Genomic DNA, 23828 nt, shown 5'->3' with positions numbered 1-23828 from the left:
TCGTCCGGCGTCAGACGGCGTCGGAGGTCCGACGGCAGACCGAGGAGGACACATGAGCAAGACCTGGTTCATCACCGGAGCGTCCAAGGGCTTCGGCCGCGAGTGGGCGGAGGCCGCCCTGGAACGTGGCGACTCCGTCGCCGGCACGGCCCGGAACCCCGACGACGTGCAGGAACTCGTCACGCAGTACCCGGACACGTTCCTCGCGCTGCAGCTCGACGTCACCGACCGCGACGCCGACTTCGCCGCGGTGCAGCGCGCCGCCGAGCACTTCGGCTCGCTCGACGTCGTCGTCAACAACGCCGGCTTCGGCCACTTCGGCATGGTCGAGGAGCTCACCGAGGACGAGGTCCGCGCCCAGCTCGAGACGAACCTGTTCGGCGCGCTCTGGGTCACCCAGGCGGCGCTCCCGGTCATGCGCGAGCAGGGCTCCGGGCACATCGTGCAGGTGTCGAGCATCGGCGGGATCAGCGCGTTCCCGACCGTCGGCGCCTACCACGCGTCGAAGTGGGCGCTCGAGGGGCTGTCCCAGTCGCTCGCGCAGGAGGTCGCCGGCTTCGGCATCTCGGTCACGCTCGTCGAGCCGGGCGGGTACTCGACGGACTGGTCCGGCCCCTCGGCGAAGCGCAGCGAGGAGATCCCGGCCTACGCCGCCGTCCGCGAGGCCGCCTCGAAGCGTCCGTCGGCCGCCGACCCGGGCAAGCCCGAGGCGACGCGGTCGGCGATCCTGCAGGTCGTCGACGCCGAGGAGCCGCCGCTGCGCGTGTTCTTCGGCAAGGCGCCCCTCGGCATCGCGGAGCGGGACTACGAGTCCCGTCTCGCCACGTGGCGTGCGTGGCAGCCGGTGTCCGAGGAGGCGCACGGGGCCTGACGCCGCCGGGGCCGCGGTCGCGGCCGGGTCAGCGGACGCGGTGGGCGTCGGCGCCGACGACGCCGAGCAGGCGCAGGCGTTCGGCGCTCACGCTCCCCGGCTCGGCCGTGTGCACGAGCAGCGTGTGCGAGCGGCGGACGTCCTGCAGGACCTGGCAGTGCAGGGTCAGCTCGCCCACCTCCGGGTGGAGGTACCGCTTGACCGCCTCCGGACGGACGCCGACCTCGTGCGCCGCCCACACCGTGCGGAACTCCTCGCTCTGCTCGAGCAGGCGGTCGGCCAGCTGCGCGGCCCGTGACCGCGGCCCGCGTCGGGCCACGACGTCGCGGAGCCCCGCGGCGTACATGCGCGACGTGAAGTCGTGCTCGTCGGCTGGGCGGCGGTCGCGCTCGGCGGGGTCGGTGAACCACCGGAACCCCGCGCTCCTGGCGTCGCCGCGGCGCTCGCGGGCGTCACCGGCGATCGCCGCCGCCAGCGGGGTCTGCTGCAGCGTCTCACCGAGCTCGGAGACGACCTCGGCCGGGGTCTCGGCGAGCTGGTCGAGGATCCGCATCATCCCCGGGTCGACGTGGTCGCCCCCGGGACCCGCGGCCGGCGGCTGGTGCCCGGCGAGCCGGAACAGGTGGTCGCGCTCGTCGAGGCTCAGGCGGAGCCCCTGGGCGATCGAGGCGAGCATCTGGTCCGAGGGCTGCGGACCCCGCTCACGCTCGAGCCGCGCGTAGTAGTCGACGGACATGTTGGCGAGCATCGCGGCCTCTTCGCGGCGCAGGCCGTCGGTGCGGCGGCGCTGCCCGCGCGGCAGTCCGACGTCCTCCGGCTGCAGCGCTGCCCGACGGCCGCGCAGGAACTCCGCCAGGCCTGGTCGATCGATCATGGGCACATCCTCTCGCGACGCGGTCCCCGGAGCCACGGATCGTCAGGCCGTGGCTCGGCGGCGGCGGTCCGGCGAGCATCGACGTGGGGCACCGAGCGCGGTGCCCGACCGCGAGAGGACCAGACCATGCCGCAGCACCACGACCACCCGTCCGTCCCCGACCTGACCGGTCGCCGTGTCCTGGTGACCGGCGGCAGCGACGGCATCGGCCTCGTGCTCGCCGGACGGTTCGCCGCCGCCGGCGCCGAGGTCGTCCTGCCGGTGCGCAACCGCGAGAAGGGGGCGGCGGCGATCGCCCGGGTGCGCGACCGGCACCCCGACGCCGCGCTCGTGCTCGAGGACGCCGACCTGTCGTCCCTCGCCTCGGTCGCCGCGCTCACCGACCGGCTGCGCGCGGACGGAGCACCGATCGACGTGCTCGTCGCGAACGCCGGCGTGATGACGCCGCCCGAGCGTGCGACGACCGCGGACGGGTTCGAGCTGCAGTTCGGCACGAACCACCTCGGGCACGCCGCGCTCGTCGGCGGGGTGCTGCCGCTGCTCCGCGCCGCCGGTGGCCGGGTGGTGGTGCAGTCGAGCGTCGCGGCGCGCGGGGCGTCCGTGCAGTGGGACGACCTGCAGTTCGAGCAGCGGTACCACGGCGGGCGGGCGTACGGGCAGTCGAAGCTCGCGGGCGCCCTCTTCGCCTTCGAGCTCGGGCGGCGCAGCCGCGCCGGCGGGTGGGGCGTCACGAGCGCCGTGAGCCACCCCGGCGTCGCACCGACCTCGCTCCTCGCCGCACGCCCCGAGCTGGGCCGCACGCGGGACACCCCGCAGGTGCGGCTCATCCGGTGGCTGTCGGCGCACGGGCTGCTGGTGGGGACGCCCGAGACCGCCGCCGACCCGGCGGTGCTCGCGGCCACGCGCGAGGACCTCGCCGACGCGTTCGTCGGGCCGACCGGACCCGGTGGCGTCGGTGGTCCCGCCGGTCGGCAGGAGCCGTGGGCACCGATGCGTCGGGACGCCGACGCGGCGCGGCTGTGGGACGTGACCGCGGAGCTCACGGGGGTGCGGCTCGCCGGGTGACCGGTGCCGGCTGCGCGTCAGAAGGCCGCGAGGGCGTCGCGGAGCATGTCGTGCCCCTGCGCCTCGAAGTCCTCGTCGCCCACCGCGTGTGCCCAGACCGCGGTGCCGACGGCCTCGCGGAGCTGCAGCAGACGCCACTGCTCCGGGTCGCGCGGATCGCGGCCGTAGCCCGCCAGGAACGCGGCCTCGAGCACGGGGTCGTGCTGCCAGTGGTGCACCGCGAGCCGGGTGAGGTCCGCCGTCGCCGGCCGCCAGGCGAAGCGCCCGAAGTCGATCGCCCGCAGGTGCCCGTCGTCGACGACCCAGTTGCGGGGGTGCCAGTCGCCGTGCGTCGGGACGAGCGGCTCGACGACACCGCCGCCGGGGCGCTCGCCGAGGACCGCGCGGACCCGGTCGACCGTCCCCGGGGCGATGCGGTGCGGGGCGTCGAGCGCCGCCACCGCCTTCGCGTGCTCGCGGACCCGGTGGTCGGGGTCGTGCCGGGTGCCCTGGTCGTGCAGCCGGCGCAGCAGCACGCCCGCCTGCCGGTGCACGTCCGGGTCGGTGGCGTCGGGGGTGTCCAGTGCCAGGTGCCCCGGGACGCGCGTGACCACGAGCACGCGGTGCTCCTCGTCGACCGCGACGAGGGCGTTGGTGTCCCCGGTCGCGAGCAGGGGACCCGTCCAGTGCCGGTGCGCCTCGAGTTCCCGGGGGAAGTGCGTGTTGTCCGGACCGCAGGCCTTGACCGTGTAGGCACGCCCCTCGGCGACGACGTGCAGGACGATCGTGTCGAGGAGGCCCCAGGAGTCGTCGCCGACCACCTCGGCCCCCGGGAGCACGGCGCGCACGAACGCCGCCTGCTGGTCGTCGAGTCCGGTCCGCCCCCACTGCACCACGGCACCGTACCCGACGTCCGGGCAGCGGACCGGCCGTTCTGGGGGCTTGTCGGGTCCACGGCCGCTCCGCACACTGTTGCAGTCCTCCGCTGCCGGGGTGGGGGCTCCTCCCGCGCCGGAAGGGACACCATGCGCGCTTCGACCACCACCGTGGGCGCCGTCGTGCTCGGGTCCCTGCTGACGGCGGTCGTCGCCGTGCCGGGGACGGCGAGCACCTGGGACGTCGGAGCGGTGCGGGCGGCCGTGCCGTGCCACGGTGCCGACCTGTCGGTGCACGACCTCGCGAGCGGCTGCGACGTCGACGGCGGGACGCTCCGGCTCGACGACGGCCGGACGTTCGCCGTGCCGCCGACCGGTGTCCGCGTGGCCGCGGACCCGGTGGCCGCCGACGACGTCGACCCCGGCGACGTCGTGGTCGCCAACCGCGGTCGTGCCGGGGTCGCCGTCCTGGTCGACGACGTCTGGCAGGGGTCGCCGACCGCCGTCCGACAGGAACGCGCGGCCGTCCAGCGGCGGACGCTCGTCGCCACGCTCGGCACCCCGGGGGCGGCGCCCGGCACCACCACCACGGCGAGCTGCGGGAGCACCGCGTACACGCTGACCGGCGCGCACTGGACGTCCACGATCCGCTGGCGGTACAACCCCTCGGGGGCGAAGGTCACGAAGCCGACGGCCGTGCAGGCGGGGGCGCAGGCCTGGACCGGCACGGTCTCGGTGTGCGGCGAGACCGTCCGCTCCGCGGTGACCCAGCGCTACCTGGGTACGGCGAAGCAGCGGCCGGCCGTCACCGCCGACGGTGGGTGCGGTGCGTCGAACGGCACGAGCGTCGTCGGGTGGGGGTCGCTGCCCGGGGCGACGCTCGCCCTGACCTGCACGTGGTCGACCACCGACGGGGTCGCGCTCGAGTCGGACCAGCGGTACTCGACCACGCAGCGCTGGTCGTCGACCGCGACGTGCTCGGGGCCCCGGTACGACCTGCGCGGGATCGCCACGCACGAGTGGGGGCACACCGTCGGGCTCGGGCACACGGCGCAGCGGTCCGGGCTCGTGATGAAGCCGGCGTCGCCGGTGTGCGACACGGCGCAGCGGACGCTCGGCCTCGGCGACCTGCGGGGACTCGCCGCACTCTCCCGGGGCTGACCGGCGCAGCCGGGCTGACCGGCGTCGCTCCGGCACTGCCGGGCGCTAGGCCTCGCCCCGGGCGCCGGCGAGCCCGTGGTCGTGCGCGTACACGACGAGCTGCACCCGGTCGCGCAGCGCGAGCTTGCCGAGGATGCTCGAGATCTGCGTCTTCACCGTGGACTCGGTGACGAACTCCTTCGTCGCGATCTCGGCGTTCGACAGGCCGCGGGACGCCCAGCCGAACACGACGCGCTCCCGCTCGGTCAGGGCCGCGAACTCCGGCGGCTGCGGTGCCGGGGCGCGCGCGACGTCGGCGCCGAAGAGCTGCGCCAGGTCGTTCGGCGCGATCACCGAGCTGCCCTCGTGCACCGCCCGCACGGCGGCGAACAGGAACGTCGGGGTGGTGTCCTTCAGCAGGAAGCCGCTCGCGCCGAGCCGGATCGCGGTCGCCGCCGCCGGGTCGAGCCCGAAGGTGGTGAGCACGACGACGCGGGGGAGCGGCCCCTCGACGGCACCGGAGAACAACCGCCGGACCGTCTCGACGCCGTCCACGCCGGCCATCCGCATGTCGAGCAGCACCACGTCGGGGCGGAGCTCCGGGATGCGCGCGAGTGCCTCGGCCCCGTCCGACGCCTCGCCCACCACCTGCATGTCGTCCTGGGCGTCGAGCACCACCCGCAACCCGGCGCGGAACAGCGCCTGGTCGTCGGTGAGCAGGATCCTGATCGGTTCGGTCATCGGACTGGTCCCCCTTGGACGTCGTACGGGATGCGGGCGCGTGCGGTGAACACGCCGTCGAGCACGGCGGCGTCGAAGGACCCGCCGAGTGCGGTGAGTCGGGACTCCATGCCGGCCGTGCCGCGGCCGGAGCCGCCGGTCGAGCCGTCGCCGACGGGGTTCTCGACCTCGAACACCAGGTCGGCGCCCCGCCAGGTCTCGCGCACGACCACGGTGGCGCCGGGGGCACCGTGGCGGAGCGCGTTCGTGAGCATCTCCTGCAGGACCCGGCGCGCGGCGGTGCCGGGCTCCGGGCCGAGGACGACCGGGGTGCCGCGGACGGTGTGGTCGACGTGGACGCCGGCCTCGCGGATGCCCTGCACGATCGCGTCGAGCGACCCCGGGTCGGTGGTCGTCGACGACCCGTCGATCTGGCCGAGGACCTGCCGCACCTCGACCAGCGAGCTGCGGGCGGTGCTCGCGATGGTCGCGCTCACCTCGCGGATGCGCGCTTCGTCGTCGAGGAACGGCACCGAGTCGGCCTGCGCGATGATCACCGCGAGCGAGTGCCCGACGACGTCGTGCACGTCGCGGGCGATGTCGACGCGGATGCGCTCCGACTCGGCGACGTCGATCGCGCGGGTGGCCGTCGCCTCGGCCCGGGTGGCGACGGCCTCGGCGCGGGACGCGGCGGCCTCGGCGTCGGCCCGTCGCTCCGACTCGCGGTCGCGGGACCGGAACGCGCGGAGGGCGAGGCCGCCGGCCCACACCCCGAGGAGCGCCGTCACGGGTGCGGCCAGCGCCAGGAACGCCTGGTCGCGCGGGCCGTTGATGAGGACGAGGAAGCGGAAGCCGGTCGCCGCGAGGTAGAACGTCGCCCCGACCCCGGCCAGGAACGCGAGGACGCCGGCGACGATGACCTCGGTGCGGGTGCCGACCACCGCGACGGTGCCGATGACGACGAACATCGCGAGGTCGACGAGCGAGGGGCGCTCGCTGCCGCCGACCTGGACGATGCCGAGCACGACCATCATGAACATCGACGCCGACGGCGAGATCCGCCGCAGGGCGATCGCGCCCGATGCCGTCAGTACCGCGGCCAGGCTGGCCTGTTCGAGTGCGAGGTCGATCGGGAGCAGGAAGACGAACGCCGCGAGGGCCGCCCAGGCCACGTCGACGGCGATCGAACGCGTGGCGAGCGGCCGGATGAACCTGCCCCGTTCGGTCACGGCACGATCTTCGCACGGGGCCCGCACGGCAGCGTGCCGGCGGCGCACCCGGGGGTCACGGCGTGGGCGACATGGCGACGAGCGTGACGACGGTCACGACGACGATGGCGGCGCAGAGCAGCAGCGTGGCGATCGTGTGCTTCGTGGAGGTGTCCATGCCGTCGAGCCTGACGGACCGCGGGCACGACGGCATCGGGCCAGGGGCGGAAGGGCGTTCGTCCCGCAGGGTGAACCGGCAGGCCGCTGCCTCGGCCCCGGGGCTCAGTACGTGACGGTGCCGAGCACCCGGTGCGCGATCGAGATCGACTCGCCGGACACCACCGACCGTGGTGACGACAGGAACGCCACGAGGTCGGCGATCTGCTCGGGGCTCGACTCGCCGCCGGCACCCGGCCGCACCGCGGCGGACGGGGTGTCCGTCACCGTGCCGGGGTTGACGACGTTCACCGTCACCCCGGTGCCCGCGTTCTCGTCGGCGAGGTTCTTCGCGATCACGCCGACGGCCGCGTTCCGCAACGAGGCGGTGATGTTGCCCGACAGGTAGGCGTTCTGCCCGCTCACCACGACGACCCGGCCGTGACCGGCGTCCCGCTGGCCGGGCAGCACCGCGGTGGCGACCCGGAGGAACCCGATCGCCTTGCCGTCGATCGCGTCGAGCACCTGGGCGGGGTCGGACCGCTTCGCCGGGTCGAGCGTCCCGGCGCTCGGCGCGGCGGTGACCACGAGGACGTCGATGCGCCCGTACCGCTCGAGGACGGTCGCGACCGCCGCGTCGACGGACGCCTGCGAGGCGGTGTCCATCGTCACCGAGGCGTCGTCGTCCCCCGCGGAGCGCGAGGCGACGACGACGGTCGCGCCCTCGGTCCGGAGGCGGTCGGCGACCGCGGCGCCGACGTACCCCTTGCCGCCGACGACGAGGGCGACGCGGTGCTGCAGTTCGAGGTCCATGCCGCCACCGTAGGCCCGTCCGGAGCCCGGCGCAGGTCGTTCACTTCGCGAAACGTACATGCCGACAACTGTTTCGTTGCGAAGAACGTTCACCTTGTGAAAGAGTCACCTCGTCCGCAGGGGACGCACGGCAGAAGGGCGGGACCACACATGCACAGCACGTACTCCGGGATGCCTCGGGTCGCACGGATCGGGAGCAGCCACACCCGCGTCGGCCTGACCGACCCCGCCGTGATCGACGCGTACGTCGAGCGCCGCATCGCCGACCCGTCGCTGCTCGCCGGCCACGTCGAGCCGTCCTACGGTGACTTCTTCGCCGTCCCCACCGCCTGACCAGGAGCACGTGCGCACATGCCGTTGACCGTCGTCCGCCGAGAGCACGCCCACCTCTACACGCGCGAGCCCCGGAGCCGGGCCGCGAGGACCGCCGTCGACGCCCTGCTGCAGCTGCAGCACGCCGAGGAGCAGCAGATCGAGTCGGCCCGCGTCGAGAGCGACCTGACGAAGAACGAGTTCCTGGCGGTCCGCTACCTGCTCCAGGCACACCGTGACGGCCGGACGATGGGTCCGAAGGACCTCGCCGTGATGCTCGCCGTGTCGAACGCGTCGGTGACGAAGATCGTCGACGCCCTCGTCGAGAAGGGGCTGCTCCTGCGCACCGCCCACCCCAGCGACCGCCGCGCGCAGCTGCTCGGACCCACCGACCACGCCGCCGCGAAGATCGACGCCTCGTACGCCCGCTTCCACGAGGCCGTGGTCGGGGTCGTCGACGAGCTCTCCGACGCCGACAACGAGGTCCTCGCGCGCTCCCTCACCCGGGTGGTCGAGGCGCTCGCCGCCGGCACGCCGGCACCGGTCGACGAGTACACGGTCGACGAGCAGGACCGACCCGACCCGCAGGGCTGACGCGACCGGCTGCCGGACGGGAGGCCCGTGGCGGCGCCGGCACGGGCCTCCCATCCGACGGTGGCGGGAAAACCTTCCAGCGGTAAGTTGGGTGCATGACGCACGCCGACGACGACGACGCGGCCCCGCCGCGGCGGGGCGGCTACCGCAAGGGTGCCGAGCGCCGGGCGCAGATCCTCGACGAGATGATCCGCATGGTCGCGGAGCAGGGCGTCGACGCGTCGTCGCTGCGGTCCGTCGCCGACGCCCTCGGGATCACGCACGCCGCACTCCGCCACTACTTCCCGAGCCGGGACGAACTGCTGCTCGCGGTCTACCGCGAGCACGAGGTGCGGGAGCAGCAGGCACCCGACCGCCTGCTGTCCGCGATCGGGGACATGCGGGACAGCGCCCTGCGCAACCGGGCCGTGCCGGGGCTCGTGCAGCTGTACACGACCCTCGGGGCCGACGCCGTGCAGGAGGGCCACCCGGCGACCCGGGAGTTCATGCGGCAGCGCTTCACCGGACTCCGGGCCGACCTCGCCGCCCTCATCGAGGCCGACCAGGCCCGGGGCCGCATCCGCGCGGACCTGGACCCCGTCGACCTGGCGTCCCTGAGCATCGCCGCCTCGGACGGGCTGCAGGTGCAGTGGTTGCTCGACCCGGAGGCCGTCGACAGCGAGCGGGTGCTGCGCCTGCTCGAGTCGCTGGTGCCGCCGGTGCCGCCGGTGCCACCCGCGTCGCCGTCGTCGCCGCTCGAGTGAGCAGGAGGCGGCGCGTCCACGTTCGGTCGTCGTCTTCCCCTACCCGAGTGCCACTGACCATCCAGTGATGTTGTGGATATCAGATTCTGTGTAGGCTCGGACGACCATCAGTCGAAGGGGACCTCATGCAGAAGATCGTTGGGATGGCCGCGGGCGTCGGTTTGGTGCTCTCGAGCATCACGCTCGGATCGGTGACCGCGAACGCGGAGCAGGCCGACGGCCCGACCGTGTCGGGGACGGTGCACCGTCAGGACGGCACAGCGTTCCGAGCGGGCACGCCCGTCGCGCTGTTCGCCACCGAACGCGAGGACGAGGCCGGTCCGTCGCCCGTCGGCGCATCGTCGAGCGCGACGCCCGTGGCGTCCGGCACGGTCGGAGCGTCCGGATCGTTCTCGCTGACCGTCTCCGACGTCCAGGCGGTCCGCGGCGCCGCCGATCCGGGCGGTGTGGTCGACCTGGAGGTGCGCGCCGTCGACGGGTCCGAGTACGCACCGTTCGCCATGAGCCGCAAGGTCGTCGAACGAGGAGACACGATCGAGTTGCGCGATCCGAGCACCGACGCCGCCTCGGCTCGGTCGGCAGTCGAGCATCCCGAGCCGGTGTCGATGACGGCCACGAGCACGGTCAGCTCGCCCGCAGACGTCGGGATGGCCGTGCTGCCCTCGACCAGTCGTGCCGCGTCGGACCAGCCGACGCCGTTCACCCAGATCTGCGGCGAGACGAAGACGAAGAACCTCGGGCAGCGGCGGGTGCTCGTCGGAGCGACCTACGGTGTCGCCCCGTACACGAACGGTCGGTTCACCTACAAGAACGGAGCCACCTCGAACCTCGGCGTCGTCTTCTCGGCGAACGCCAAGAAGGGATCGTGGTCGAAGGCAGGAACGTCGAGTCGCTCCTCGACCTCGACGATCGACTACGGAGCGCGCTACGGCGGCACGGCTTACTACACCTACTTCACCTACGGTCAGTACGCACAGTGGTGCCGCCCGCTCGGCTCGTCACAGAACCGGGTGTACAACCACGTGGTCCGTGCGACGGGGTACGCCGGTGGTTCCCAAGTCGCTTCTGCGCCGGTACCTGCAGCCTCGCGCTGCACGCCCTTCGCCAACGGCACGACGATCACCACGGACACCACCGCGGCGAACACCTGGGAACAAGCGGTGAACTTCCTCGGCCCGCTTGGCGTCACGCTCACCGCGAAGACCGGCTGGAGCGCATCAGCGTCGATGTCCTACTTGAACAAGTCGGGATCGACGAAGCGGATCTGCGGGACGAAGGGCAACTGGGGTGCCGCGCCAGAACGTGCAGTCACGAAGTAGGTGGGTAGCCGGCCTCGCGGGTCTCGTACTCATCGCGATCACCGGCGGCTGCGCCTCGAACGAAGACGGCACGCTGCAGTTCGAGGACCAGGGGCTGATCTACTGCGGTCTCACCGAACTGGGTCAGTTCGGCGTCGGGATCGACCTCGAACGAGAGTCGGGCGGCCCGATCACCATCGACGAAGTGACCTCCAGCCGTCAGGACGGACTGCGCATCATCGGCGCGGTACTCGTGGACCGACCGGGAGGGGGTGTCGCCACATCGAAGTGGCCGCTGTCGGGGAAGTGGCCGGGCAAGCGCGAGGCTGTCGGGGCGGTCGTTCCGTCCGGCAAGGAGGTCGGTCTGGTCGTCGGAGTACGACGAATGCGAGACGACGGCGGTTCACTCGGCACGATCGTCATCCGGTACACGGAGGGTGACAGGGAGTACGTGACCGACACCTACTCGACGATCGAGATGAGCGCGAGTTGTTGACCCCGTCGGAGATGCATCGCCGCCGGTGGCCGATCGACGGGCGCCGACCGCAGGTCCGATGAACGAGAGAACGGTCGGGCCCCCGACAGGGTGCCCGACCGTTCCTGTTCGTGCAGTGCCTACGCGTCGACGCCCGCCGTCAGGACCGCGGCCGCAGGGTCGAAGTCCTCGGGCAGCGGCGGGACCGCGTCCACGCTCGACGCGATCTCGACCGCGGAACCCGACTCGGCCGCGTCGCGGATGCCGAGCAGCACGTCGAGGACGTGCAGCGCGACCGCACCCGAGGCGCGCTCGGGGCGGTCCTCGGCGATTGCGCGGGCGAGCTCGACGACGCCGGTGCCGCGGCCCCAGGTGGAACCGACGGCCTCGAGGGTCTCCGGCTCGTCCTGGCCGTAGCGCCACAGCTGCGACGAGCCCTCGAAGGTGTTCGGGTCCGGCAGCGAGATCGTGCCGAGGGTGCCGTTGATCTCGACGAAGCCCATGCGGGGCAGGGCGTGCTGGAACGAGAACGTCGACTGGGCGGACTGCCCGCCGGCGAACTCGATGAGCGCGGCGTGGTGGGTCGGCACCTCGACGGGGAACGTCTCGCCGGCACGGTCACCGGACGCGATCGTGCGGCGGTCGAGCGACTTCGAGGACACCGCCTGCACGCGCGACGCGGTGCCGAACGCGTGCACCAGGGTGGTGACGTAGTACGGGCCCATGTCGAACAGGGGGCCGGCACCCTTCGCGAACAGGAAGTCCGGGTTCGGGTGCCACGCCTCGGGTCCGGGCACGTGGAACAGAGTCGTCGCGGAGAGCGGCTCGCCGATGTCGCCGCGGGCGATGGCGCGGAGCGCCGTCTGGATGCCCGCACCGAGCACGGTGTCCGGCGCGGTCGCGACCCGCAGCCCCTTCGCCTGCGCCGACGCGAGGACCGCGGCGGCCGACTCGTGGTCGGTGGCGATCGGCTTCTCGCTCCAGACGTGCTTGCCGGCGTCGACGATCTGCTGGTCGACCTCGGCGTGCGCCGCCGGGATCGTCAGGTTGATGACGATGCTGATGTCGTCGCGGGCCAGGAGCTCCTCGACGCTGCCGGACGCCGCGACCCCGTACGCCGCGGCCTGGGCGGCGGCCCGGTCGAGCAGGACGTCGGCGACGAAGCGGACCTCGACGTCGGCGAACTGCGTCAGGTTCTCGAGGTACTGCGTGGAGATGTTGCCGGCACCGATGATGCCGATCCCGACGCGGCTCACGCGGCGTCCCCGGCGTCGTCGTTGGCGCGGAGCCAGGTGAGGGACTCGGTGATGCCCTCGAAGACGTCGCCCTTGTACGCGTCGAACTCGACGACGCGGATGGCCTGCGGCGCCGCGGCGAGGATGCCCGCCACGTCGACGTCGCCCTGGCCGGCCGGGGTCTGGTTCTCGAAGGCGCGCTGCAGGGCCTCGGGGACGATCAGGGCACTCTCGGACGACGGCAGTGCGGTGCGGATGTCACCGTCGACCTTGCCGTCCTTGACGTGGATCGCGACGACGCGGTCGCCGAGGGACCGCAGGACGGCGGCGGCGTCGGCGCCGCCGACGGTGGCCCAGAAGGTGTCGACCTCGAGGACGGTCTCCGGGGACAGCTGCGACACGAAGAGGTCGTAGACGGTGCGGCCGTCGACCTTGTTCGTGAACTCCCACTGGTGGTTGTGGTATCCGAACTGCAGGCCGCGGGCGGCGGCCTCGGCGGTCAGCTCGTTGACGCGCTCTGCGATCCGCGCGACGTCGTCGGCGGTCTGCCAGCGGTCGGTCGGGATGAAGGGGTCGATGACGGTGCGGATGCCGAGACGCTCGGCGGCGTCCCAGATCGGCGCGGTGTCCTCGGCGTCGATCACGGCGACGTGACCGGACGGGGCGCGCAGGCCGGTGGCCGCGAAGGCGCGCTCGAGGTCGGCGGCGCGCTCGACGAACGCGTAGGGCTCGACGTTCTCGTACCCGATCTCGGCGACACGGGCGATCGCCTTGTCGAGGTCGTCGGCGATGGCGTCGCGCAGCGAGTAGAGCTGCACAGAGGTGGTGGGCATTGCGGGAGGCTCCTTCGGTCCTGACTGCCTGGCGGTGTCGCGACCCGACGAGGAGCGATGCTCCACGGCGAGATCGTCACCGACGCTACCCCAAAAACCACCCGGTGTGTAGTTTTGCTGCTCGGCGCTTCGTCGGCCGGTCGGCACCGGGTCCGTCCGCGCCGTCACGGGGTCGATCTGCTCCGCCGCACCCCCCGGACTGGCGGGTCGCGCCCCTCGGACCCGCCGCGGACAATCGTGTCCATGCCGACGCCCGACTCCGAACTCCGCGCACGGATCGTCGCCGCCGCCGTCGAGGCGTACCGCGCCGCCGACTTCCACCGCGTCGGGCCGGCCGAGGTCGCGGTGCGCGCCGACGTCCCGGTCGCGGAGCTGCACCGTGTCTACCCGACGTGGGAGCTGCTCGTCGTCGCGGTCATCGACCGCTGGCTGAACGGCAGCCGCCGAGCGGCCTGGGCCGTCGCCGAGCGCGACGGCGCCGCCGCCTACCTGCGTGCGCTGTTGGAGGCCGGCCTCGCCGAACCGGCGCTCGTCCGGCTCCGGATCGCCGTGCTCAGCGCCGCCTCGAACCCCGGTCACCCGGCCGCCGGCTGGTTCCACGCGCAGTACACCCAGTCCTTCGAGGACGTCACCCTCGCCCTGGTGCGGGACGTCGTCGCCGGCCGCGAACCCCGCGGCGCGTCGCCCCGGCACGCCGCGGAGCAGCTCATGGCCCTCTACGAGGGCCTGCAGCTGCAGTCCCTGCTCCGCGAGGACGCGGAACCCCTGGCCGGCTTCGACCGCGCGGTCACCCGGATGCGCGTCGGCTGGGCCGAGGCGCGGGTCGGCGTCTGACGGCCACCGTCACCGGGACGTGTCGGCGAGACGGTCGGGAGGCGCGGCGCGGCACACCGACGACGGCCCACGTCCCTGACAGGGTCGGCTGATGGAGTACACGGACTACGACACGCGGCTCGCCGCCTACGGCGTGATCACCGACCGCGACCGCGTGCTCCTGGCACGGCTGCGCTGGCCCGACGCCGGCACGTGGTCGCTGCCGGGCGGCGGCGTCGAGTTCGACGAGACCGTCGAACAGGGGGTCGTGCGCGAGGTCCGCGAGGAGACCGGCTACGAGTCCGAGGTCGGCGCCCTGCTCGGGATCCGGCACCACGTCGTGCCCGCGGAACGCCGGATGCACGCCAACGGCCGGCCGATGAAGGCCGTGCAGGTCGTCTTCCGGGTCACCGTCGTCGGCGGGGACCTGCGCGACGAGGTCGACGGGTCGACGGACGAGGCGCGCTGGATCCCGATCGCCGACCTGCCGCACCACCGGCACGGGCTGCTCGTGCCGATCGCCCTCGGCTGGGCGGGCGCGCTGGCCCGCTGACGCGCGCTACTGCGACTGCGGCGGCTGCTCCTGCTCGAGGACGCTGAGCACGTTGCCCGACGGGTCGGTGAACCACGCGATGAGCGGCCCGCCCCGCCGGTTGACGCCGTGCTCGTCGGTCAGCCCCTCGTACCGCAGGAACGTCACGCCCGCCGCGGTGAGCTCGGCCACCGCCGCGTCGACGTCCGGCACGGGCAGGTTGAGCACCGTGAAGGATGCCGGTTCGTGCGCGTCGCCCTTCGGGTAGACGAGCACCCCGTGCCCGCCGTCGAGCCGCAGGACGAGCATGCCGTGCTCCTCGGTCACCGAGAAGCCGAGGACCCCCTCGTAGAACGCCCTCGCCTCGGCGACGTCGCGCACCGAGAACCCGCTGAACGCCTTCGCCGCATCGACCATGCGGCAAGTGAACCACCGCCGCCGCACGTCGGCGCGCTCTGCCAGGATGATGCCGTGGACCGACCCGGCATGCGCCCCGACGACGCCGTCGAACGCGCCGTCGAGTTCGCGCGTGGCCGCCGCCGCACGGTGCTCGGCATCGCCGGGGCCCCGGGTGCCGGCAAGTCGACGCTCGCCCGCCGGATCGTGGGCGCGGTCGACGAGCGCCTCGGTGTCGGCACCGCGGTGCAGGTGCCGATGGACGGCTTCCACCTGTCGAACGCGGCGCTCGACGCCCTCGGTCGGCACGACCGCAAGGGCGCCGTCGACACCTTCGACGCCGACGGCTACGTCGCGCTCGTGCGTCGGCTGGCGGACCCCACCGAGCCCGTCGTGTGGGCGCCCGACTTCGACCGTCGCGTCGACGAACCCGTCGCCGGCAGCATCGCCGTCCCCGCCGCGACCCGGCTCGTGGTCACCGAGGGCAACTACCTGCTCGACGACGCCGAACCCTGGCCCGCGCTCGGCGGCCTGCTGACCGAGACCTGGTTCTGCGTCGTCGACGACGCCGTCCGGGTGGACCGGCTCGTCGGACGCCACATGCGGCACGGTCGCGACCACGACGCGGCCCGCACCTGGGCGGTGGAGGTCGACGGCGTGAACGCGGAGAGGGTCGCGCCCACGGTGCACCGTGCCTCCCGGACGGTGTGGACGTGACCGGGCGACCGACCCGACCCCGACCGAAGGAGCGACCATGACCATCGCCATCACCGGCGCGACCGGCAACATCGGGGGCGCGGTCGCCCGCGCGCTCGCCGCGGACGGCATCCCGTTCCGGATGATCGTGCGCGACGCCGCGCGTGCCCCGCAGCTGCCCGGCACCGAGGTCGCCGTCGCGACCTACGCCGACGCCGAGGCGGCCCGCACGGCGCTCGAGGGCGTCGACGTGCTCCTCATGGTGTCCGGCGCCGAGGCGCAGGACCGCCTCGACCAGCACCGCACCTTCGTGGCGGCCGCCGCGACGGCCGGGGTGCGGCACGTCGTGTACACGTCGTTCGTCGGCGCGGCGGCCGACGCCACCTTCACCCTGGGCCGCGACCACTGGGCGACCGAGGCGGCGATCCGGGCGACCGACCTCGGTCACACGTTCCTGCGGGACTCGTTCTACCTGGACTTCGTCGAGGACCTGGTCGGCGAGGACGGCGTGATCCGGGGCCCGGCGGGCGACGGGGCGATGGCCGCGGTGGCCCGTGCCGACGTCGCACGTGTCGCGACCGCCGTGCTCCGTGACCCGGCGGCGCACCTCGACCGCACGTACGAGCTGACCGGCCCCGCGGCGATCACCCTCGCCGAGGCCGCCGCCACCGTGTCCGAGGTCCGCGGCCGCCCGGTGTCCTACCACCCGGAGACCGTGGACGAGGCCTACGCCTCGCGGGCGCGGTGGCAGCCCGAGCCGTGGCAGGCCGACGCGTGGGTGAGCACCTACACGGCGATCGCCGAGGGGGCCCTGTCGCACGTCTCCGGCGACGTCGAACGGGTGACGGGCCGGCGTCCGATGTCCCTGCGCGAGGTCCTCGCGGCCGACTGACCCGCGGGGCCGCGTGTGGAGTGGCGTGCGGGGTGGCACGCCCGCCCCGCTCCGTGAGCACGCGGTGTCGGGTCGCGCGTGGCCACCCGACCGTCCCTGCTCAGGACGTCGGCCGACCGGTGCCCGTCACGCCACGCGGCGGGCGGCGATCGTGCCGGCGACCCCGAGGGTGAGCACCGACGCGAGCACGACGAGCAGCGGGACCGTCCAGTCCCCGGTCGCACCGTGCAGCGCCCCGGCGACGAGCGGCCCGGCCGACCCGATCAGGTACCCGCCGCCCTGCACGAACGCGGACATGCGTCGGGCGTCGGCGTCGCTCGACACGATCCGCACGATCACGATGAAGATCACCGTGATGCCGCCGCCCTGGGCCGCACCGCCGAGCACCGACCACAGCAGCCAGAGCTGCGGGGCGAACAGCAGTCCGAGCGGCATCGCCAACCACAGGAACCCGACGAGCGCGATGATCGCACGCGGTCGCCACCGCGTCGCGAGCAGCGGCACCCCGAGCGCCCCGACCACGGCCAGGATCTGGAACACCGACGAGCTCGCACCGGAGGACGCCTTCGAGAACCCGATCTCGTCGTGCAGCAGGGTCGGGATCCACGCGGTCAGGGCGTAGTACGAGAACGCCTGGCCGCCGAACGCGAGCGTGAGCCCCCAGGTGATCCAGCGTCGCGCCGGACGGACCGGCTCGGCCGGCGCGACCCGCGTCGTCCGGACCGCCCCGGTGTCGAGCACCTGGTCGATCGGACCGGTGACGGGCAGCGGCTCCGCGGCGGCGGCAGACGCCGGGCGGCGCCACGCGGCCCGGGCACCCACCGTGGTGGTCCACGCGACGCCGGCGACGAGCACGAAGACCGCCCACGCGGCGATCGCGACGGGCCAGCCCCACAGCGCGGCCAGGGGCGCCGTGCCGAGCGAGGTGGTCATCGACCCGACGTTGAGCGCCGACGTGTACACGCCGGTGACGAGCCCGACCCGCTCCGGCGAGGTGTCCCGCCGGATGACCACCGGCACGACGACATTGCCGATCGTGATGCCGATGCCGATCACGGCGGTGCCGACGAGCAGCGCCGCCGCGGACGGGAGCGAGCGCACCACGGTGCCGACCAGCACGATGACGAGGGACAGCGACACCGCCCGCTCCGGGTCCGCCTTCGCGATCACCCAGCTCGCGAACGGCGTGGCCAGCGCGAAGCAGAGCACCGGGATCGTCGTGAGCAGCCCGGCGATCGTGGCGGTCAGGCCGAGGTCCACCCGGATGTCGCCGATGACCGGCGCCGGGGCGACGATCGGACCGCGGAAGTTCAGCGCGACCAGGACGATGGCGGCGGGCAGCGCCCACGCGGCACCGCGCAGCCCCTTCGCGACGCGGCCGGTCACGGCAGCAGGATCGGCAGCAGGTCGAGCGGAGTGGCCGCGCTCGCGACGGTGCCGGCGGCCTCGTCGGGGGAGCCGTAGCCCCACTCCGCGAAGACCACGGGGACGCCGTGCACCGTGGCGCCCTCGACGTCGTGCTTCCGGTCGCCGACGAGCACGGGGCGCGAGACGTCGAAGCCGTGGGCGTCGAGGCGGCGGAGCGCCTCCTCGACGACGTCGGCCTTGCTCGACCGGACCTCGTCGTCACTCGCGCCGGTGATGATGTCGATGTCCCCGGTGAGCCCGTAGTGCTCGAGGATGTACGTCGCCGGGGTCTCCGGCTTGCTCGTCGCCGTGGAGATCGGCAGTCCGGCGTCGTGCAGGGTGCGGAGCACCACGTCGATGCCCGGGAACATCGTCGAGTCGAGGGCGCCGTGCGAGAAGTAGTGCTCGCGGTACACCGCGAGGGTGCGCTCGGCCTGCTCGGCGTCCATGCCCATCGCGACCCGGAACGTGTCCATGATCGGCGGGCCGACGAACGACATCAGGGTGTCGTGGTCCGGCACCGGGACCCCGACGGTGCGGAAGGTGTGCGTCAGGCTCTCGAGGATGCCCGGCGCGGAGTCGCTGATGGTGCCGTCGAGGTCGAACAGGATGGCGGAGAACGGGCTGGTCATGTCCTGCCCACCCTAGCCGGGCGGTGGCGGCGACCGACGTGGCGGGCGCGGCCCGTGCCTCCCGTCCGTCGCTGGCCCGCGGCCTGGGGAACCGGGTTCCGGACACCGCACCACGCTGGTGCGCGGTTCCGTGTCCGGAACCTGGTTCCCGGGGGTCGGACGGCGGTCAGAACAGGCGGGTGTGCCCGCCCTCGATGCCGCGCATCGCGTCGTAGTCGAGCACGAGGACGCGGATGCCGCGGTCCTCGGCGAGGGTGCGTGCCTGCGGTGCGACCGTCTGCGCGGCGAGCACGCCCTGCACCGGGCGCAGGTGCGGGTCGCGGTTCATGAGCTCGAGGTAGCGCGTGAGCTGCTCCACCGCGTCGATGTTGGCGTTCCGCTTCATCTCGACCGCGACGCTCGCTCCGGCGTCGTCGCGCGCCAGGATGTCCACCGGTCCGATGGCGGTCATGTACTCGCGACGCACCAGGGTGTGGCCGTCGCCGAGCAGCTCGATCTGCTCGGACAGGAGCTGCTGCAGGTGCGCCTCGACGCCGTCCTTCACCAGCCCGGGGTCGACGCCGAGGTCGTGGGTCTCGTCGGCGACCACGTCGTACAGGGACACGATGAGCTTGTCCTGCGTCTTCTTCTGCGTCACCGTCCACACCTGCGTGATCCCGGCGGCCGACTGGTCGTCGTCGGGCTCGGTGATCTCGATCGAGCACGGCGGGCTCATCCAGTTCAGCGGCTTGTAGCTGCCGCCGTCGGAGTGCACGAGCAGGGAGCCGTCGGCCTTGAGCATGAGCAGACGGGTCGCGAGCGGCAGGTGGGCGGAGAGCCGTCCGGCGTAGTCGACGGAGCAGCGGGCGATGACGAGACGCACGCGGAGAGCCTAACGGGCGTCGCGACCGCCTGCGGTGCTGTCGCTGCGCTCGGCCTGGAGGCGCGGCTCGCCCCCGCCGTCCACGTCGCCACCGCCGCGCGCCGGCCGGGCGGCGGCGCCGCGCTCGCGGGCGGCGCCCGACGCCAGTCCCGCCGCGATGATGAACACGAAGACCACCAGGAGCGCACCGAGCAGGCCGACGTGCTCGCCGAGGAACCCGATGAGGGGCGGCCCGGCGAGGAACGCCACGTACCCGATCGTCGCGACGGCGCTGACGCGCGCGGCCGCGGTGCGCGGGTCGTCGGCAGCGGCGGACATGCCCATCGGGAAGCCGAGGCTCGCGCCGAGACCCCAGAGCACCACGCCGACGATCGCGATCGGCACGCTGTCGATGAAGATGAGCATGCCGAGCCCCACCACCGCGACCGCCGCGCTGGTGCGCAGGACCGGGACGCGTCCGAACTTGTCGATGAGGGGGCTGCCGGCGACCCGGCCGGCGGTCATCGCGGCGAGGAAGACCGTGAGCACGGCGGCACCGGCGGCGTTGTCGAGCCCGTGGCCGTCGATCATGGCGAGGGGCAGCCAGTCGTTCGCCGACCCCTCGGCCAGCGCCATGCCGAGCACGATGACGCCGATCAGGATGGTGGAGGGCTGCGCCCAGACCTGCCAGCGGGTGAGCGGCGCGGCGATCGGGCTCGTGTCGGTGGAGACCGGCGCCTCGAACCGGTGCTCGTCCTGGAACCCGCGCACGGCGACGAACATCGCGATGCTCGTCAGGACGACCAGGACCGTGAAGTGCCAGACGACCGGCACCGCGAAGCGTTCCGTCACGGCCGCGAGTCCGGCGCCGGCCAGGGTGCCGAGGCTGAACGCCGCGTGGAACAGGGGCATGATCGTCCGCCCCCCGGCCTTCTCGGCGGCTGCGCCGGACACGTTCATCGACACGTCGACCAGGCCGTTGCCGAACCCGAAGGCGATGAGCGCGATCCAGATGGCGGCGAAGCCCCAGCCGAGCGTCACCGCGACCCCGGCAGCGACCATGCCGACGAGCAGGCAGACGGCGGCGACCTGCACGCCCCGGCGTGCGCCGAGCTTCGCGACGATGTGCCCGGCGAACGTCAGCCCGCCGATCGAGCCGACCGCCATGCCGAGCACGAGCAGGCCCATCTCGAGCGTGCTGGCGCCGAGGGAGTCGCGCACGCTCGGGATCCGGCCGAGCCAGGTCGCGATGTCGAGCCCGGACAGGGTGAACGTCACGAACACCGCGGTGATCCAGGCCCTGGTGCTCGGGGTGGTGCGGGTGGACGTCGTCGTCATGGTGGTCCCATCGTGCTGCGGTGCGCGTTCTGCTGCGTGTCCTGCGTCGGTCGAATCGATTCGACCGCTCGTTCCGGATACGCTAACGGGCGATGGACGAACCGGCAACAGGACCCGGCGCGTCGCCCTCGGGCGGCGGCGCTGCTCGTCGGTCGCGCCCGACGCTCGCCGCGGTCGCCCGCGCCGCCGGCGTGGCACCGTCCACCGCGTCGCTCGCCTTCAGCGGCCTCGGCCCGGTGTCCGACGACGCCAAGGCCCGCGTGCTCGCCGCCGCGGCCGACCTCGGCTACGGCGGCCCCGATCCCCGTGCCCGGTCCCTGCGCCGCGGACGCTCCGGCGTCATCGGCGTCGTGATGGACGAACGCCTGAGCGACGCGTTCCGCGACCCGGTCAACGTCCTGACGCTCGACGGCATCGCCGAGGTCGCCGGCGAGGCGGGTGCTTCGCTGCTGCTCGTCCGCAGCCCCCTCGACGACGAGCAGGGGACCGGGCCGCTGGTCGACGCCCCGATGGACGCCGTCGTGCTCGTCGGCTGCAACGTCCGGATCGACCCCGCCGTCGCCGTGCTGCGCCGACGTCAGATCCCCGTCGTGGCGATCGAGGCCGACGACATCGAGGGTGCCGTCCCCGTGCAGCTCGACAACCGCGATGCCTCACGCCGGGCTGCCGCTTACCTGCAGGAGCTCGGGCACGCCGCCGTCACGGTGGTGACCCTGCCCCTCGACGCGGCACGTCGCCGAGGACCGATCGCCGACGACCGGCTGTCCTCGGGCACCGCGTTCACCACGCTCGAACGCCTCCGCGGGGTGCGCGAGGTCTTCCCGTCGGCCGTCGCGATCGAGGCCGCCGGCAGTGCGGTCGAGGAGGGGCGCCTCGCCGGCACCGCCCTGTTCGCGGCCGACGGCCCCCGCCCCACCGCCGTCGTCGCGCAGAGCGACCTGCTCGCCGTCGGCGTCATCGCGGCGGCCCTGGACGCCGGACTCCGGGTGCCGGAGGACGTCAGCGTCGTCGGCTTCGACGGCATCACGGTCGACGACAGCCTGCTGCACCGATCGCCGATCCGGCAGCTGACGACCTTGGTGCAGCCCTTCGTGCAGAAGGGCCAGGCCGCTGCGCGCGCTGCCCTCGCCATGCTCGAGGGGGCGGAGCCGGAGCCGGCGTCGTTCACGTCGGCGTTGCGGGTGGGGGACACGACGGGGCCGCCGGCCGCGTCACGCCGCGACTGACGCGAGTCCACGTCCGTCGGAGCGTGACCTCAGGTGACGGGACGCACCATCGCCTGCGCTGGGTCAATCGCTCCCGAGCCCTCCGTGGTGGTCGCGGAGCGCCTCGACGATCTGCGTCCATGAGCGCTGTCCCGAGGAGCGCAACGAGGCGAGTACGAGATCGACGTTGGATCCGCTGACCCAGTTCCCGGTGAGCGACACGGTGTCCTCGCGGTTCCGGACCGCGTGCGCCCAACCGCCCGGCACGATGACGACATCGCCGGGACGCTGGACGAACGTGAACGTGGAGGCATCGTCACGACCGGTGACCGCGACCAGCTCCGGCTCGAGGTGTCCCATCGCTGCGGCGGTCACCGGCGAGTGGAGGGTCCACTCCTTGGTACCCGTGACGAGCAGGTTCCACGCGGAACTGCACATGACGTCGACGTGTGTCGGTGATCCGCTGCCGGCGGGCCCGACGAAGATCCAGGCCCAGTCGGGCCGAGACTGCTCCGGGAGTCGATCGAACCAACTCGTGAGCGCGCTCGGCAGGGGAAGCTCGGCGAACTCATCCAGGTAGGTGGACACGTGCCACTCCTTGAGGTACGTGCCTCCGGCGCGGCCCTCTGCGAGCTGTGCGAAGTACGAACCGACCGTCGTCCGTTCCGTCGCGCCGACCGCGGTCACGAGGCTCACCGCCTCGTCACGCCACCGACGTTGGAGCGTCCCGCTCGACACGATCTCGTGGACCGGCCAGTGCTCCGTTGCTCCGCGGACGCACACCGGACCTGACAGCGGTGTCACGGACTCCGGCCACTCCTCGCGGAGCTGCATGCCCCCGCCCGCGGCCATCACGAGGACTTCTTCCGCCAGAGCTTGGTCATGGACTTCCATTCCGCTCGTTGCTCGGACATCGCGGCGGCGTCACCGCGCCGCTCTTGGTAGGCCATCTCGCGGTGGATCTTGCGCCAGTTCGCGAGGCGGCGTGCTTCGATGGTTCCGTCGACCACCGCTGCGAGGACGGCACAGTCCGGCTCCGTGGTGTGGCTGCAGTCGCGGAACCGACAGCGTTGCGAGGCATCGTGGATCTCGGCGAACGTCTCGTCCACCCCGTGGTCACTCGCGATGAGGTCGAGTGAGCGGATGCCCGGCACGTCGAGGAGGACGCCGCCGGTCGACAGCCGGTACAGGCGGCGAGACGTGGTGGCATGCCGCCCTTCGCCGGCGGGGCTCACCCCGAGTACCTTCTCGGATCGTCCGTCGATGGCGTTCAGCAGCGATGTCTTCCCGGCGCCACTCGCGCCGAGCATCGTGGTCGTCGTTCCGCTGACCATGATCTCCCGCAGCCGATCCAGTCCGGTGCCGGTGACCGAACTGGTGAGGACCACTTCGACTCCCGGGGCCGCCTGGGCCGCGGCGTCTGTTGCGCCGCCGAGGTCGGTTGCGAGGTCGGCCTTCGTCAGGACTGTCAGGGGGGTCGCTCCGCTGTCCCAGGCCATGACCGTGAGGCGTTCGAGGGCCCCCACGTTGAGTCCTCGCTCCAGCGGGAGGACCATCAAGACGTGGTCGATGTTCGCGGCGAGGACCTGCGCGCCGACGCCGCTCGGGTCGGGTCGTGACAGGTTCGTCGTGCGCGGTCCCAACGCGGTGATCCGCGATCCGTCGGCGAGTACCCAGTCCCCGGCCACCGGTGTCGTCGCGAGCGACCGGGACAGGGGGAGGAGGACCTCCTCGAGCTCCCCGGAATCCTTCGCGAGGAGAACCTCCGCTTGTGCGCCGTGGACGACGGTGACTCGTCCGGCCCGACCTTCGGCGGCTGTCGTCCAGGTCAGGTCCATGCCGTCGGGCATACCGAGGGCGGTCAGGTGCTGCTGCATGTCCACGC

27 protein-coding genes are annotated in these 23828 nt (G+C 73.2%); 13 read left to right on the top strand and 14 right to left on the bottom strand.

The features are described from left to right. Positions 1 to 52: 52 nt before the first annotated feature. The gene (locus BIU94_RS09995) at positions 53 to 871 is read left to right on the top strand and encodes an SDR family oxidoreductase (protein WP_071258525.1); all 819 of its coding nucleotides are present in this window, start codon (positions 53 to 55) and stop codon (positions 869 to 871) included. 28 nt (positions 872 to 899) lie between these two features. On the opposite strand, the gene BIU94_RS09990 is transcribed toward BIU94_RS09995, so the two are convergent. Beyond that, positions 900 to 1745 carry a helix-turn-helix transcriptional regulator gene (locus tag BIU94_RS09990; protein WP_071258522.1) on the bottom strand — a complete coding sequence of 282 codons (846 nt, stop codon included), beginning with the start codon at positions 1743 to 1745 and terminating at the stop codon, positions 900 to 902. Positions 1746 to 1871: 126 nt separating this feature from the next. On the opposite strand from BIU94_RS09990, the gene BIU94_RS09985 reads away from it, so the two are divergent. Further along, positions 1872 to 2810, top strand: a complete 939-nt coding sequence (locus BIU94_RS09985; RefSeq protein ID WP_071258518.1) for an SDR family oxidoreductase — start codon at positions 1872 to 1874, stop codon at positions 2808 to 2810. Positions 2811 to 2827: 17 nt separating this feature from the next. On the opposite strand, the gene BIU94_RS09980 is transcribed toward BIU94_RS09985, so the two are convergent. After that, entirely contained in the window at positions 2828 to 3682 is an 855-nt protein-coding gene (locus BIU94_RS09980) for a phosphotransferase (RefSeq protein WP_083404769.1), read from the bottom strand. A 132-nt stretch (positions 3683 to 3814) separates the two neighbouring features. Between BIU94_RS09980 and BIU94_RS17080 the strand changes: the two genes are divergently transcribed. Next, positions 3815 to 4825, top strand: a complete 1011-nt coding sequence (locus tag BIU94_RS17080) for a matrixin family metalloprotease (protein ID WP_139196376.1) — start codon at positions 3815 to 3817, stop codon at positions 4823 to 4825. Between the two features lie 45 nt (positions 4826 to 4870). Here BIU94_RS17080 and BIU94_RS09970 read toward each other — a convergent pair whose 3' ends face one another. The 3 genes from BIU94_RS09970 to BIU94_RS09960 all read right to left on the bottom strand — a co-directional run bounded on the left by BIU94_RS09970 (position 4871) and on the right by BIU94_RS09960 (position 7701). Then, positions 4871 to 5545, bottom strand: a complete 675-nt coding sequence (locus BIU94_RS09970; RefSeq protein WP_071258515.1) for a response regulator transcription factor — start codon at positions 5543 to 5545, stop codon at positions 4871 to 4873. Next, entirely contained in the window at positions 5542 to 6753 is a 1212-nt protein-coding gene (locus tag BIU94_RS09965; RefSeq protein ID WP_083404735.1) for a sensor histidine kinase, read from the bottom strand. The genes BIU94_RS09970 and BIU94_RS09965 overlap by 4 nt, the downstream gene beginning before the upstream one ends. A gap of 261 nt (positions 6754 to 7014) precedes the next feature. Next, complete coding sequence (locus BIU94_RS09960) at positions 7015 to 7701, bottom strand: SDR family NAD(P)-dependent oxidoreductase (RefSeq protein WP_071258512.1); 687 nt, start codon at positions 7699 to 7701, stop codon at positions 7015 to 7017. Positions 7702 to 7851: 150 nt separating this feature from the next. Here BIU94_RS09960 and BIU94_RS09955 point away from each other — a divergent pair, with 150 nt between their 5' ends. From BIU94_RS09955 to BIU94_RS09935, 5 genes are all read left to right on the top strand, one after another. Next, positions 7852 to 8034: a hypothetical protein gene (locus BIU94_RS09955; protein WP_071258509.1), complete on the top strand. Its 183-nt coding sequence runs from the start codon at positions 7852 to 7854 to the stop codon at positions 8032 to 8034. Positions 8035 to 8052: 18 nt separating this feature from the next. Next, positions 8053 to 8607, top strand: coding sequence for a MarR family winged helix-turn-helix transcriptional regulator (locus BIU94_RS09950; protein ID WP_071258506.1), 555 nt, complete (start codon positions 8053 to 8055; stop codon positions 8605 to 8607). Positions 8608 to 8702: 95 nt separating this feature from the next. Further along, complete coding sequence (locus BIU94_RS09945; protein WP_071258499.1) at positions 8703 to 9350, top strand: TetR/AcrR family transcriptional regulator; 648 nt, start codon at positions 8703 to 8705, stop codon at positions 9348 to 9350. A gap of 125 nt (positions 9351 to 9475) precedes the next feature. Continuing rightward, on the top strand, positions 9476 to 10669 hold the full coding sequence (locus BIU94_RS09940) for a hypothetical protein (RefSeq protein ID WP_071258494.1): 1194 nt from the start codon (positions 9476 to 9478) through the stop codon (positions 10667 to 10669). Then, the gene (locus BIU94_RS09935; RefSeq protein WP_071258491.1) at positions 10638 to 11144 is read left to right on the top strand and encodes a hypothetical protein; all 507 of its coding nucleotides are present in this window, start codon (positions 10638 to 10640) and stop codon (positions 11142 to 11144) included. Before BIU94_RS09940 ends, BIU94_RS09935 begins: the two co-directional genes overlap by 32 nt. 119 nt (positions 11145 to 11263) lie before the next feature. Here BIU94_RS09935 and BIU94_RS09930 read toward each other — a convergent pair whose 3' ends face one another. Further along, on the bottom strand, positions 11264 to 12379 hold the full coding sequence (locus BIU94_RS09930; protein ID WP_071258488.1) for a Gfo/Idh/MocA family protein: 1116 nt from the start codon (positions 12377 to 12379) through the stop codon (positions 11264 to 11266). Continuing rightward, entirely contained in the window at positions 12376 to 13191 is an 816-nt protein-coding gene (locus BIU94_RS09925) for a sugar phosphate isomerase/epimerase (RefSeq protein WP_175472082.1), read from the bottom strand. The genes BIU94_RS09930 and BIU94_RS09925 overlap by 4 nt, the downstream gene beginning before the upstream one ends. Positions 13192 to 13434: 243 nt before the next feature. On the opposite strand from BIU94_RS09925, the gene BIU94_RS09920 reads away from it, so the two are divergent. Together BIU94_RS09920 and BIU94_RS09915 are read left to right on the top strand one after the other, a co-directional pair. Beyond that, on the top strand, positions 13435 to 14025 hold the full coding sequence (locus tag BIU94_RS09920; protein WP_071258482.1) for a TetR/AcrR family transcriptional regulator: 591 nt from the start codon (positions 13435 to 13437) through the stop codon (positions 14023 to 14025). Between the two features lie 91 nt (positions 14026 to 14116). Then, a complete protein-coding gene (locus tag BIU94_RS09915) occupies positions 14117 to 14557 on the top strand; it encodes an NUDIX hydrolase (RefSeq protein WP_071258477.1) in 441 nt (146 codons plus the stop codon). Between the two features lie 6 nt (positions 14558 to 14563). Here the strand turns inward: BIU94_RS09915 and BIU94_RS09910 are convergent, their stop codons facing one another. Then, positions 14564 to 14953 carry a VOC family protein gene (locus BIU94_RS09910; protein ID WP_071258474.1) on the bottom strand — a complete coding sequence of 130 codons (390 nt, stop codon included), beginning with the start codon at positions 14951 to 14953 and terminating at the stop codon, positions 14564 to 14566. A 54-nt stretch (positions 14954 to 15007) separates the two neighbouring features. Between BIU94_RS09910 and BIU94_RS09905 the strand changes: the two genes are divergently transcribed. Then, positions 15008 to 15649 carry a nucleoside/nucleotide kinase family protein gene (locus BIU94_RS09905; protein WP_254784799.1) on the top strand — a complete coding sequence of 214 codons (642 nt, stop codon included), beginning with the start codon at positions 15008 to 15010 and terminating at the stop codon, positions 15647 to 15649. A gap of 37 nt (positions 15650 to 15686) precedes the next feature. Continuing rightward, a complete protein-coding gene (locus tag BIU94_RS09900; RefSeq protein WP_071258470.1) occupies positions 15687 to 16520 on the top strand; it encodes an SDR family oxidoreductase in 834 nt (277 codons plus the stop codon). Between the two features lie 126 nt (positions 16521 to 16646). Here the strand turns inward: BIU94_RS09900 and BIU94_RS09895 are convergent, their stop codons facing one another. The 4 genes from BIU94_RS09895 to BIU94_RS09880 form a co-directional block, all read right to left on the bottom strand. Further along, positions 16647 to 17906, bottom strand: a complete 1260-nt coding sequence (locus BIU94_RS09895; protein WP_071258467.1) for a CynX/NimT family MFS transporter — start codon at positions 17904 to 17906, stop codon at positions 16647 to 16649. Then, entirely contained in the window at positions 17903 to 18559 is a 657-nt protein-coding gene (locus BIU94_RS09890; RefSeq protein ID WP_071258462.1) for an HAD hydrolase-like protein, read from the bottom strand. Before BIU94_RS09890 ends, BIU94_RS09895 begins: the two co-directional genes overlap by 4 nt. A gap of 166 nt (positions 18560 to 18725) precedes the next feature. Further along, positions 18726 to 19421: an endonuclease NucS gene (gene nucS, locus BIU94_RS09885; protein ID WP_071258460.1), complete on the bottom strand. Its 696-nt coding sequence runs from the start codon at positions 19419 to 19421 to the stop codon at positions 18726 to 18728. A 9-nt stretch (positions 19422 to 19430) separates the two neighbouring features. Then, entirely contained in the window at positions 19431 to 20738 is a 1308-nt protein-coding gene (locus BIU94_RS09880) for an MFS transporter (RefSeq protein WP_083404733.1), read from the bottom strand. Positions 20739 to 20830: 92 nt separating this feature from the next. Between BIU94_RS09880 and BIU94_RS09875 the strand changes: the two genes are divergently transcribed. After that, positions 20831 to 21964 carry a substrate-binding domain-containing protein gene (locus BIU94_RS09875; protein WP_071258457.1) on the top strand — a complete coding sequence of 378 codons (1134 nt, stop codon included), beginning with the start codon at positions 20831 to 20833 and terminating at the stop codon, positions 21962 to 21964. Positions 21965 to 22027: 63 nt separating this feature from the next. Here BIU94_RS09875 and BIU94_RS09870 read toward each other — a convergent pair whose 3' ends face one another. Both BIU94_RS09870 and rsgA read right to left on the bottom strand, forming a co-directional pair. After that, positions 22028 to 22795, bottom strand: coding sequence for a cupin-like domain-containing protein (locus tag BIU94_RS09870; RefSeq protein ID WP_071258453.1), 768 nt, complete (start codon positions 22793 to 22795; stop codon positions 22028 to 22030). Next, on the bottom strand, positions 22795 to 23820 hold the full coding sequence (gene rsgA, locus BIU94_RS09865; RefSeq protein ID WP_071260290.1) for a ribosome small subunit-dependent GTPase A: 1026 nt from the start codon (positions 23818 to 23820) through the stop codon (positions 22795 to 22797). The genes BIU94_RS09870 and rsgA overlap by 1 nt, the downstream gene beginning before the upstream one ends. Positions 23821 to 23828 lie beyond the last annotated feature (8 nt).

The sequence above is a fragment of the Curtobacterium sp. MMLR14_006 genome, assembly GCF_001864985.1.
Lineage (GTDB): Bacteria > Actinomycetota > Actinomycetes > Actinomycetales > Microbacteriaceae > Curtobacterium.
The sequence above is the reverse complement of the archived record's forward strand: the minus strand, read 5'-3'. Positions and strand labels throughout refer to the sequence as shown.

What these genes read in the sequence shown, in the direction of transcription:
- BIU94_RS09900 (WP_071258470.1), top strand. Translation starts at nt 15,687, where the DNA reads ATGACCATCGCCATCACCGGCGCGACCGGCAACATCGGGGGCGCGGTC.
- BIU94_RS09955 (WP_071258509.1), top strand. Translation starts at nt 7,852, where the DNA reads ATGCACAGCACGTACTCCGGGATGCCTCGGGTCGCACGGATCGGGAGC.
- BIU94_RS17080 (WP_139196376.1), top strand. Translation starts at nt 3,815, where the DNA reads ATGCGCGCTTCGACCACCACCGTGGGCGCCGTCGTGCTCGGGTCCCTG.
- BIU94_RS09870 (WP_071258453.1), bottom strand. Translation starts at nt 22,795, where the DNA reads ATGGCCGCGGGCGGGGGCATGCAGCTCCGCGAGGAGTGGCCGGAGTCC.
- BIU94_RS09890 (WP_071258462.1), bottom strand. Translation starts at nt 18,559, where the DNA reads ATGACCAGCCCGTTCTCCGCCATCCTGTTCGACCTCGACGGCACCATC.
- BIU94_RS09925 (WP_175472082.1), bottom strand. Translation starts at nt 13,191, where the DNA reads ATGCCCACCACCTCTGTGCAGCTCTACTCGCTGCGCGACGCCATCGCC.
- BIU94_RS09945 (WP_071258499.1), top strand. Translation starts at nt 8,703, where the DNA reads ATGACGCACGCCGACGACGACGACGCGGCCCCGCCGCGGCGGGGCGGC.
- BIU94_RS09950 (WP_071258506.1), top strand. Translation starts at nt 8,053, where the DNA reads ATGCCGTTGACCGTCGTCCGCCGAGAGCACGCCCACCTCTACACGCGC.
- BIU94_RS09940 (WP_071258494.1), top strand. Translation starts at nt 9,476, where the DNA reads ATGCAGAAGATCGTTGGGATGGCCGCGGGCGTCGGTTTGGTGCTCTCG.
- BIU94_RS09920 (WP_071258482.1), top strand. Translation starts at nt 13,435, where the DNA reads ATGCCGACGCCCGACTCCGAACTCCGCGCACGGATCGTCGCCGCCGCC.
- BIU94_RS09915 (WP_071258477.1), top strand. Translation starts at nt 14,117, where the DNA reads ATGGAGTACACGGACTACGACACGCGGCTCGCCGCCTACGGCGTGATC.
- rsgA (WP_071260290.1), bottom strand. Translation starts at nt 23,820, where the DNA reads ATGCAGCAGCACCTGACCGCCCTCGGTATGCCCGACGGCATGGACCTG.
- BIU94_RS09990 (WP_071258522.1), bottom strand. Translation starts at nt 1,745, where the DNA reads ATGATCGATCGACCAGGCCTGGCGGAGTTCCTGCGCGGCCGTCGGGCA.
- BIU94_RS09970 (WP_071258515.1), bottom strand. Translation starts at nt 5,545, where the DNA reads ATGACCGAACCGATCAGGATCCTGCTCACCGACGACCAGGCGCTGTTC.
- BIU94_RS09985 (WP_071258518.1), top strand. Translation starts at nt 1,872, where the DNA reads ATGCCGCAGCACCACGACCACCCGTCCGTCCCCGACCTGACCGGTCGC.
- BIU94_RS09960 (WP_071258512.1), bottom strand. Translation starts at nt 7,701, where the DNA reads ATGGACCTCGAACTGCAGCACCGCGTCGCCCTCGTCGTCGGCGGCAAG.
- BIU94_RS09995 (WP_071258525.1), top strand. Translation starts at nt 53, where the DNA reads ATGAGCAAGACCTGGTTCATCACCGGAGCGTCCAAGGGCTTCGGCCGC.
- BIU94_RS09910 (WP_071258474.1), bottom strand. Translation starts at nt 14,953, where the DNA reads ATGGTCGATGCGGCGAAGGCGTTCAGCGGGTTCTCGGTGCGCGACGTC.
- BIU94_RS09875 (WP_071258457.1), top strand. Translation starts at nt 20,831, where the DNA reads ATGGACGAACCGGCAACAGGACCCGGCGCGTCGCCCTCGGGCGGCGGC.
- BIU94_RS09880 (WP_083404733.1), bottom strand. Translation starts at nt 20,738, where the DNA reads ATGACGACGACGTCCACCCGCACCACCCCGAGCACCAGGGCCTGGATC.